The sequence below is a fragment of the Mucilaginibacter lacusdianchii genome (assembly GCF_009770985.1).
Lineage (GTDB): Bacteria > Bacteroidota > Bacteroidia > Sphingobacteriales > Sphingobacteriaceae > Mucilaginibacter > Mucilaginibacter lacusdianchii.
In genome coordinates this window covers 32359-42155 of record NZ_WSRW01000010.1, presented here as the reverse complement: position 1 = coordinate 42155, position 9797 = coordinate 32359, and the positions used below count along the sequence as shown (strand labels likewise).

The window sequence follows — 9797 nt, the reverse complement described above, 5'->3', positions numbered from 1 at the left end:
TAGCACTCGAAATGACATTTTTGTTTTTCACCGTTACGTCAATCAAAAGTTCTCTCGACGAGAGGGTTTGGTAAGGCTATCTGTTTAAAAAGTTCACTTCAAAGCAAGCTTCTAACGCAGCCGTTTCAGTGCGCAGGCGGCTTTCGCCTAAAGTTATGGGTTTAAAACCGTTTTGCAAAGCTTCGGCAATTTCCTTTTCAGTAAAGTCGCCTTCGGGCCCTATCAAAATCAGGCAACTGCCTTGTAGTTCCAGTTGCGACGCTAAGCTTACCTTATCTTTTCCAGGTAAACAGTGCGCTATAAATTTTTGCCCTTCGTGATAGCTCTGCACCATCTTACTGAATGGCGTCAGCGAATTAAGCTGCGGGTGATAGGCTTTTAACGACTGCTTTACCGCCGATGTAATGATTTTATTTAAGCGATCGGTTTTAGCCTCTTTACGCTCCGAGCGCTGGCATAATATAAGCGAAATCTCATCAATCCCTATCTCGGTAGCTTTTTCTAAAAACCATTCCAGCCGCTCAATATTTTTGGTAGGTGCTACCGCGATGTGCAGGTAATGGTCGCGCTTGCCGTATTGTTGCTGCACTTCGGTTATTTGCAGCTGCGTCTTTTTAGGATGCGCCTCAAGAATACGTGCGGTATAAAAGCCACCACGACCATCAACCAGTTGAATAATATCTTGTGCTGCCAGGCGCAATACACGAACGGCATGTTTGCTTTCCTCTTCCGTCAGTGTATAAACTGCTGCCTGGGGATTAATATCGGGGGTATAGAAAATTTGCATCAGCTAAGTGGCTTAATGTAAATCTTTCATGTCTTCTTCATTCAACAGCAGTTCCAGCTTTACAGATTCCACATTCTGGTCCGACTTGCGTAGCACCGTAATGTTGTACCCGTTTGACTCACGCTGTTCGCCTACATCAGGTATTTTGCCGAACACCTCGCTTACCCAGCCAGATACCGTGTCAAAATCGCCGTCTTCAGGCAAATCATGCGGCAGATGTCCGTTTACATCGTAAATAGAAGCTACAGCGCTTACAATGAATTCGCGGTCGCTTACTTTATCTACAATCGGTTTTTCCTCGTCAAACTCGTCCTGAATTTCGCCTACCAGTTCCTCTACAATATCTTCCAGGGTTACCATACCAGCTGTACCACCAAATTCATCCAATACAATGGCAATCTGAATGCGTTTTTGCTGCAGCTCGGCCATTAAATCGTTGATTTTTTTGGTTTCCGGGATAAAGTAAGGTTTGCGGATAATATCTTTTAATTCAAACTCAGTTTTACGAGCCAGCAAAGGCAAAATATCCTTAGCATGTACAATACCTACAATCTTGTCGATAGTATCATCATAAACTGGCATGCGAGAGTAGCCCTCGGTAATCAGGCATTCCATCAAATCGTGATTATTGGCAGAAATGTCGATACCTGAAATTTTGGTGCGGGGCACCATAATATTTTTAACTACCCGCTCGTTGAAGTCAAACACGTTTTTAATCAATTCATGTTCGTTTGAATCCAGCGCACCGCTTTCTTTGCCTTGCTCTAACAGGTATTGCAGTTCTTCAGAACTGTGATGTGTTTCATCGCCATGTACGGCATTTACACCAAACAGGCTCAAAATAAAGTTAGCAAACGTGTTTAACAGCCAGATAGCCGGACGAAATACCACAAAGAAAAAGCGCAACGGGTAAGACACCGTCATAGCGGTACGTACCGAGCGCTGAATGGCCAGTGTTTTTGGCGCCAGTTCGCCAAATACAATATGCAATATGGTAATAGTAATGAAGGCTACTACGTGGCTGGTATTGATTATAAAGCTAGATGTAATAACCAAACCAAACATGCTAAATAATTTAAGCATGATGGTAGTTACTACTTCTTCACCGGCCCAGCCTAAGCCAAGCGATGCAATGGTAATACCCAGCTGCGTAGCAGCCAGGTAACCATCTAAATTATGCATTATGCCACGGGCCACCTTAGCCGTGCGGCTTCCTGCTTTAGCCTGTATTTCAATTTGCGATCCGCGTACGCGTACAATAGCAAATTCGGCCGCCACAAAAAAGCCGTTCAATAAAACCAAAAATATGGTTAAAAATATGTGAAAACCGTTTATATCTAAGTCGGGGCCCATGTATTAATTATTGGTACGCAGGGAAAGTGGAATTATACAACTCCATGCTTTCGTTAATTACCTTAAGCGCATATGGCTTGCCCATTAAGTGCTCAATGGTTACGTTTTTACCTTCCAGCTTTTTATAATCCTGGAAGAAACGTACAATCTCTTTCATAGTGTGCGGCGGTAACTCATTCAAATCATTGATGTAGTTAACCGACATATCGTTTTTAGCTACGGCAATAATTTTGTCATCTTGTTCGCCATTATCCACCATGTGCATTACGCCAATTACTTTGGCTTCAATCATCGACAGTGGGAATACATCAACAGAACAAATCACCAGAATGTCCAACGGGTCTTTATCATCACAATAAGTTTGTGGAATAAAGCCATAATTAGCCGGATACATTACAGATGAGAATAATACGCGATCCAACTTTAACAGGCCAGATTCTTTGTCAATCTCGTATTTGGCTTTTGAGCCTTTAGGAATTTCAATAATAGCATTTACGACTTCAGGTATATTTTCGCCAGGCGATACCTGATGCCATGGATGTTGAGTACTCATTTAGTAAATTTTGTGTGAATAATGAATAAATTAATGTTCTTCAATTTTGTTTTGTGTTTTGCTATTTTTAAAAAATGCAATAAGCAACGGTACTGTTGTTACGGCAATAAGGGCAAACACAATATATTGCAGGTAGTGTCGCAGCTCCGGATACTGTTTACCTAAAAAATACCCGGTAAGCGTTAAGGTAATTACCCATGCCACGCTGCCGATAATATTGTATAAGGTAAACTTTCTGAAGTTAACTTTAACTACACCCGCAAAGATAGGCGCAAACGTTCTAATTATAGGAAAAAATCTGCCTAAAACCAAGGCCATCCCCCCATGTTTCCGATAAAATTCTTCGGCCATGGTTACATATCGCTTTTTAAAGAACAGCGAATCGGGCTTTCGGAGCATAACCGGACCAGTACGATAACCAAACCAATACCCCGTGTAGTTACCCAAAATGCCGGCCGCTATTAAAGATAATACCAGCACCGATACATGCACATCTAAAAAGCCGGTTGCACAAAGCAAACCAGCCATAAACAACAGGTAATCACCAGGTAAAAAGAACCCGAAGAACAGCCCCGTCTCGGCATATACCACAACTAGTAAAAGGTAAAACCCTCCCTTACTGAGTATGGATTGTGCATCCGTTAAATTTTGGAGATGTTCCCAGAGGTTTTCCATTCACAATATCTGTAAAGCTACAAATATTATAACAATTTGGCACAAAGCCGTAATTTAAATCAGGTTGGGCAAATTGGTGACAATTGCCGGATAAATACCAATGACCAGGGTGGCCAGCGCCGAAAAGCCCAACACGAATTGATAATACCCCGGAACTTCAAGCGCTGTTTGTTCGCTGCTGCGAAAATACATGGCAATAATAACTCTGAAATAGTAGAAAATACTGATAATAGCATTGACCACCGCCAGGATAACCAACCACACCTGAAAGCGCGATAAGGCGCCGTAGAACATAAAGAATTTACCCATAAAGCCGGCAGTTAACGGTATACCCGCTAACGATAACATGGCAATAGTAAGTACCAGCGCCAGGAATGGATTACGCCGCCCCAAGCCGTTAAAACTTTCAAAGCTGTCGCTACCCAGCTGTTGTTGTACCAACAATAAAACTGCAAAGGCTATAATTGAAGCAATAGAGTAAGCAGTAGCATAAATAAACACGGCATTACCAGATGCTGCGCTTAATGCTACAATGGCAAAAAGCAGGTAGCCGGCATGCGAAATACTTGAAAAAGCCAACATACGCTTAAAGCTATGCTGATATAAGGCAGTTAAGTTGCCTACAAACAACGTGATTACGGTAATAACCATCAAGGTAGGCATCCAAAAATCGGCAATAGAGATAAAGCTTACCGAGAACAAGCGCAAGAAAGCAGCAAAGCCAGCCGTTTTAACCACGGTAGACATAAATGCGGTAATCAGCGTAGGCGAGCCTTCATACACATCAGGTGTCCAGAAGTGAAAAGGAGCCGCCCCTACTTTAAAGCATAAGCCGATAATAATTAATACCACCCCCGTATGAAACAAAGGATCCATATTGCGGGGATGTGCCGTAACCCAATCACGAATAGCTGCGAGGTTGAAGGAATGCGTGGCTCCATAAATTAGCGCAATACCAAACAGCAGGAACCCGGTAGAAAAGGCGCCCATTAAAAAGTATTTTAAAGAAGCTTCGTTCGATGCAAAATCTTTTTTATTGATACCTGCCAAGATGTACAAGCTTACCGACATAATTTCCAAGCCCACAAACAGCATGGTCAAATTATAATAAGATACCATCACAATGATACCTGCCAGCGAGAAAAGAATAATGGCAAAATATTCAGCCACGTTATGGCTTATCTTTTCGAAATACCCTTTAGATAGCATTAGGATTAATAATGTGGATACAATGGTGATACCCGAAAATGCTACCGAAAAATTATCAAACAGCATCATATCATGGTATATAGGCGCATCGTAACTGTTCCATTTCATGATGGCAGTGCCTAAGGCAGCCAACAAACCAATAATGGTAACCGGCAGCAGTAATTTATTCGCCTTAAACAAGCCTAAATAAAGCAACACAATAGGCAATACGGCTATGATAATTAATGTGGTCATGTATGCAAATACTTTTATGAGAAAACCAGGGTTCAGATTATTTTCCTAACGGCTGACTTACGTGTTTTATAGATAATACAATTTTATCATTAACTGCAGTTACCAGCTTGCTTACAGCAGCTTCAGACAAATGCAGGATGGGCTGTGGATAAACACCAATGATGATAATCAATGCACAGATAACACCCAGCACAATTTTATCTACCAAGGTGATATCCGCGAAAGTAGCGGTCAACGCATTGGTTTCGCCCTGCATTACGTTTTTGTACATACGCAGCATATAAACAGCGCCCAGTATAATAGTTAAACCGGCTACGGCTGCCATCCATACGTTATAACGGTAAACACCGTTCAGCAACAAAAATTCGCCAATAAAACCGTTGGTTAACGGCAAAGCCACAGTTGCCAGCACGATAATTAAAAATGCGATAGCCAATTGCGGTGCTACCTTGGCAATACCACCCAACTGCGTCACGTCACGTGTATTCAACTGGCGACTGATGATATCCCATACAAAGAACAAGCCCACTACTTCGATACCGTGATTTAGCATTTGTATCATAGCGCCTTGTAAGCCTTGAACATTCCAGGCCAGTAAACCAGCTGCAATTAAACCCACGTGGGCAATAGATGCGTAAGCCGTTAAGCGCTTGCCGTCTTTTTGGCGGAAGGCAATAATAGAGGCATACACAATGCCTATAATAGCTAACCACAAAGGGTTATTCTGATACTCAAAAAACGCATAAGGCGCTACCGGAATCATCCAGCGGATGGCACCGTAAATACCCATTTTTAACATGATACCTGATAGCAGCATGGTACCGGCCGACGGCGCTTCAGTATAGGTATCAGGCTGCCAGGTGTGCAGCGGAAAGATGGGCATCTTGATAGCAAAGGCCAGCAGGAATGCACCAAACACCCATTTCTGCTTATCAAACGGCAAATCGAGCGCGTAAAAGCGGCTGATGTCGAATGTTTTATCAGGCGTTTGCAGGTACAGGTAAATGATAGCCAGCAACATAAACAGCGACCCGGCAAACGTATAAATGAAAAATTTCAGGGTAACTTTAATACGATTTTCGCCGCCCCACATACCGCAGATGAAGTAAATGGGTATTAAGGCAATCTCCCACCCTACATAGAATAAGAAGCCATCAAATGCAGTAAACACCAGCAGTAAGCCGGCCTGCATAAACAGTATTAGTGCATAAAATGCCGAAGCATTTTGATACTGATGCTTGAAAGTGGTTAAAATGATTAAGGGCACCAAAATTATGGTAAGCAACACCGGAATGATATTGATACCATCTATAGCGGCTGTAAAATAAATGCCCAGTTTGGGTATCCACGGATAATCAACCGCAAATTGCCGTGAGGTATCGGCGGGAACAAACTGTGTGAGCATTACAATACCGATAGCCAGTTCGACCAGCGAAAAGAATAAAGCTGCATTTTTAGCGGCATTGCCTTTAATAAAAAGCAGTACCAGCGCTGCCAACAGAGGAAAAAAGAGTAATATACTAACCGTCATGTGATAGGATGCAGTAAACGCCTGTTAAATCTTGATAAAACTATATAAACTAAAAACGAGCACGGCAATAATACCGATAACCATCATAAACAAATAAAAGCCTACGTTACCGGTTTGCAGTAGCCGCAAACCTTTACCAGACTCCACCGCAGTTTGGCCCAAGCCGTTTACAATGCCATCGATACCCATTTTGTCGATTACTTTATAGAAGAAGCCCGATAAGTAATCTAATGGTTTGCGGATGATGGTATCATACAATTCATCTATATAAAATTTGTGGTATGATAGCTTTACCAGTGCCGGACGCTCTTCTGTGTCGGCTACCGGAATATCGGCCTGCTTCACATATTTTACATACGCATAAATAAGTGCTAATACGGCTCCTGTAAAAGATATAGCCATAAGCGCCAACTCGGTGTTATGTGTTAATGAAAATTCTCCGATTAATTTAGTTGATCCTGCAATAACAGGATCCAGCCAGTGCTCCAGCCAATGACTGCCGCCCAACGCTTTAGGCACGCCCATAAAGCCGCCAATGGTTGACAGGACAGCCAGGATAATTAACGGAATAGTCATGCTGGCTGGCGACTCGTGCAGATGGTGTTCCTGCTCGTGTGTACCGCGGAATTTACCCCAAAACGTAAGGTACATCAAACGGAACATATAAAACGAGGTGAACATTGAGCCAATTACCCCCAACACATATAGCACAGGGCTGTGCACGTAAGTATAAGCCAGAATTTCATCTTTTGAGAAGAAACCCGCAAATGGCGGTATACCCGAGATAGCCAGCGTGCCGATGAGCATAGTTATAAAGGTAACTGGCAGTTTGCCGCGGAGCCCTCCCATTTTGCGCATATCCTGCTCGCCGCTTACCGCGTGGATAACCGAACCGGCACATAAAAACAATAAAGCTTTAAAGAAGGCATGTGTAAGCACATGGAAAAATGCACCAGTGTAAGCGCCTACGCCTAAGCCCAAAAACATATAGCCTAGTTGCGATACCGTTGAATAAGCCAGCACTTTTTTAATATCGGTTTGCGTTAACGCAATTAATGCCCCAACTATAATAGTTGCCAAACCTATAATGGCAATCACATTCATGGTAACCGGCGACAAGGTGAACAAGATGTTAGAACGGGCAATCATATAGATACCGGCAGTAACCATGGTAGCGGCGTGTATCAGGGCCGATACTGGTGTTGGACCCGCCATGGCATCAGGTAGCCAGGTAAATAATGGTATTTGTGCCGATTTACCAGTAGCACCAACAAACAACAGTAAGGTTATTAACAATAAAGTTGTATTACCACTATTTAATTTACCGGCTTTGGCAAATACATCGGCATAAGCTACGCTGTCAAAAGTTTGGATGATTAAAAATACGGCAATCAAAAATCCTAAATCGCCTATGCGGTTCATCACGAATGCTTTTTTAGCGGCGTCCGCATAGCTTGGGTTGGTAAACCAAAATCCGATGAGCAGGTAAGAACATAAACCTACACCCTCCCAGCCGATGAACATGATAACATAGTTGGAACCCAATACCAGCAGCAGCATGAAAAAGATGAACAGGTTGAGATAGGCAAAGAACTTCCCAAAACCAGCATCATGATGCATGTAGCCAATAGAGTATACATGGATTAAAAAGCCGATTCCGGTAATAATGAGCAGCATGATAGAACTTAGCTGATCTATCAAAAACGAAAATGGAATATGCAGTGTACCAACGCTAATCCAATCAAACAAAGTAACGTTGATAGGTGCGCCTGTTGATTTTACCTGTAAAAAAGCGCCCACACTTAAAGCGAACGAAAGCAGCACCATTAAGCTGGCAATTGTACCAATTACATTTTTAGGCAAAGCATTACGGCCCAATCCGTTGATAACAAATCCTGCCAAGGGCAGTAAGGGAATAAGCCAGATGTATTTATCCATTTGTATTTATCTCTGTGGCCAGTGGCCGGTATTCTGTATTCTGATTAGTTTGTTATTTCAATTAGTATCTCTTATCTGGCAACCGGCAATTCACTACCGGCAACTGATATTTACCATTTCAATCTGTTCAAAATATCTACGTCGATAGAATTGGTATTTCGGTGTACCATTACAATGATGGCTAAACCGATAGCAATTTCGGCAGCGGCCAGTGCCATAATGAAAAACACAAATACTTGTCCGTTTGGATCGTTACCATAAACCGAAAAAGCGGTAAGCAGCAGGTTCACGGCATTCAGCATCAACTCTACCGACATGAACACCACAATAGCATTACGACGTATTAAAACGCCGATAACACCAATTGAAAATATAATAGCGCTTAACAAAATGTAATGATTAAGCGGAACAATTTTGATGGCTTGGGTTAAACTTTCCATTTAAACAGTTTTAGGTTGTTTAGGATCTTTGGTTGCCAACAGTACAGCGCCTACCATGGCCGATAATAGGAGAATAGATGACACCTCGAAAGGCAATAAGAACTCTCCGAATAATACTTTACCTAGGTTTTGCACAGAACCTAAATCAGGGTTTTGCAGCACTACCGGTTGGCTTTTGGCTAAGCCTTTTACCGCGGCCACCAACGTAACCATTAAGCAGCCACCGCCTATTACACCTACTATTTTAATCAGGTTGCTTTTATTAGGCTCCGACTCTTTGTTGAGGTTCAGCATCATCATCACAAACAGAAACAGCACCAATATGGCCCCCATGTATACAATGAAGTTTACAATGGCCAAAAACTGCGCGTTCAGGATAACGTAGTGAATGGTAAACGTAAAAAACGTAATAATAAGGTACAGCACACTGTGCACCGGATTTTTAGCAAAAATTACCAGCAGCGAAAAGAAGATGGACAGGAATGCAATAAAGTAAAATGTGTTCATGATTGGTTGAAAGCAACAATACCTTTGGTAGGTGTACTTGTTGTACCTACCAAAGGTATAGTCTTTTTATGGGTTCAAAGGTGGCTCAACTAATTTGTCTTTACCGTAAATAAAATCTTTACGCAAATAATCTGACGGCACAATAGGTCCGTCCAGATAGATGGCCTCTTTAGGGCAGGCCTCTTCGCATAATCCACAAAAAATGCAGCGCAGCATATTTATTTCATAAACGGCTGCATATTTCTCTTCGCGGTATAAATTCTCCTCACCTTTCTGGCGCTCGCCAGCCGTCATGGTAATGGCTTCGGCCGGGCATGATAAGGCGCACAGGCCACAGGCAGTGCAACGCTCGCGGCCCTGCTCATCACGTTTCAGTGAGTGCAGACCACGAAAGTTTTCAGAAAACTCACGTTCTTGCTCAGGATAACGGATGGTTACATCTTTTTTAAAGAAGTGCTTTAGCGTAATACTTAAGCCTTGCGCTATAGCGGGTATATAAGCCTTTTCCCAAAAGTTCAGGGGTTTGGCTTCAATTACTTTTCGCTTATTACTTAAGGGTTCCATTTATAT

General features: G+C 42.5%; 10 protein-coding genes. All 10 read right to left on the bottom strand.

Translation table 11 applies throughout. The features are described from left to right. Window positions 1–76: 76 nt before the first annotated feature. Entirely contained in the window at window positions 77–787 is a 711-nt protein-coding gene (locus tag GPM24_RS21450) for a 16S rRNA (uracil(1498)-N(3))-methyltransferase (RefSeq protein ID WP_158829693.1), read from the bottom strand. Between the two features lie 12 nt (window positions 788–799). Beyond that, window positions 800–2140, bottom strand: a complete 1341-nt coding sequence (locus GPM24_RS21445; RefSeq protein WP_158829691.1) for a hemolysin family protein — start codon at window positions 2138–2140, stop codon at window positions 800–802. Window positions 2141–2147: 7 nt separating this feature from the next. Then, the gene (locus GPM24_RS21440) at window positions 2148–2693 is read right to left on the bottom strand and encodes an inorganic diphosphatase (protein ID WP_158829689.1); all 546 of its coding nucleotides are present in this window, start codon (window positions 2691–2693) and stop codon (window positions 2148–2150) included. 30 nt (window positions 2694–2723) lie between these two features. Then, window positions 2724–3368: a DedA family protein gene (locus GPM24_RS21435; protein ID WP_158829687.1), complete on the bottom strand. Its 645-nt coding sequence runs from the start codon at window positions 3366–3368 to the stop codon at window positions 2724–2726. 54 nt (window positions 3369–3422) lie between these two features. Next, complete coding sequence (locus GPM24_RS21430) at window positions 3423–4811, bottom strand: NADH-quinone oxidoreductase subunit N (protein ID WP_158829685.1); 1389 nt, start codon at window positions 4809–4811, stop codon at window positions 3423–3425. A 37-nt stretch (window positions 4812–4848) separates the two neighbouring features. Next, complete coding sequence (locus GPM24_RS21425) at window positions 4849–6342, bottom strand: complex I subunit 4 family protein (protein WP_158829683.1); 1494 nt, start codon at window positions 6340–6342, stop codon at window positions 4849–4851. Window positions 6343–6366: 24 nt separating this feature from the next. Further along, window positions 6367–8280 (bottom strand): NADH-quinone oxidoreductase subunit L, encoded by a 1914-nt coding sequence (nuoL, locus tag GPM24_RS21420; protein ID WP_158829681.1) that lies wholly within the window; start codon window positions 8278–8280, stop codon window positions 6367–6369. A 110-nt stretch (window positions 8281–8390) separates the two neighbouring features. After that, window positions 8391–8720, bottom strand: coding sequence for an NADH-quinone oxidoreductase subunit NuoK (gene nuoK, locus GPM24_RS21415; protein ID WP_158829679.1), 330 nt, complete (start codon window positions 8718–8720; stop codon window positions 8391–8393). Further along, window positions 8721–9227, bottom strand: coding sequence for an NADH-quinone oxidoreductase subunit J family protein (locus GPM24_RS21410; RefSeq protein ID WP_158829677.1), 507 nt, complete (start codon window positions 9225–9227; stop codon window positions 8721–8723). It abuts the gene before it with no gap. 66 nt (window positions 9228–9293) lie between these two features. Continuing rightward, a complete protein-coding gene (locus GPM24_RS21405; protein ID WP_158829675.1) occupies window positions 9294–9791 on the bottom strand; it encodes a NuoI/complex I 23 kDa subunit family protein in 498 nt (165 codons plus the stop codon). Window positions 9792–9797 lie beyond the last annotated feature (6 nt).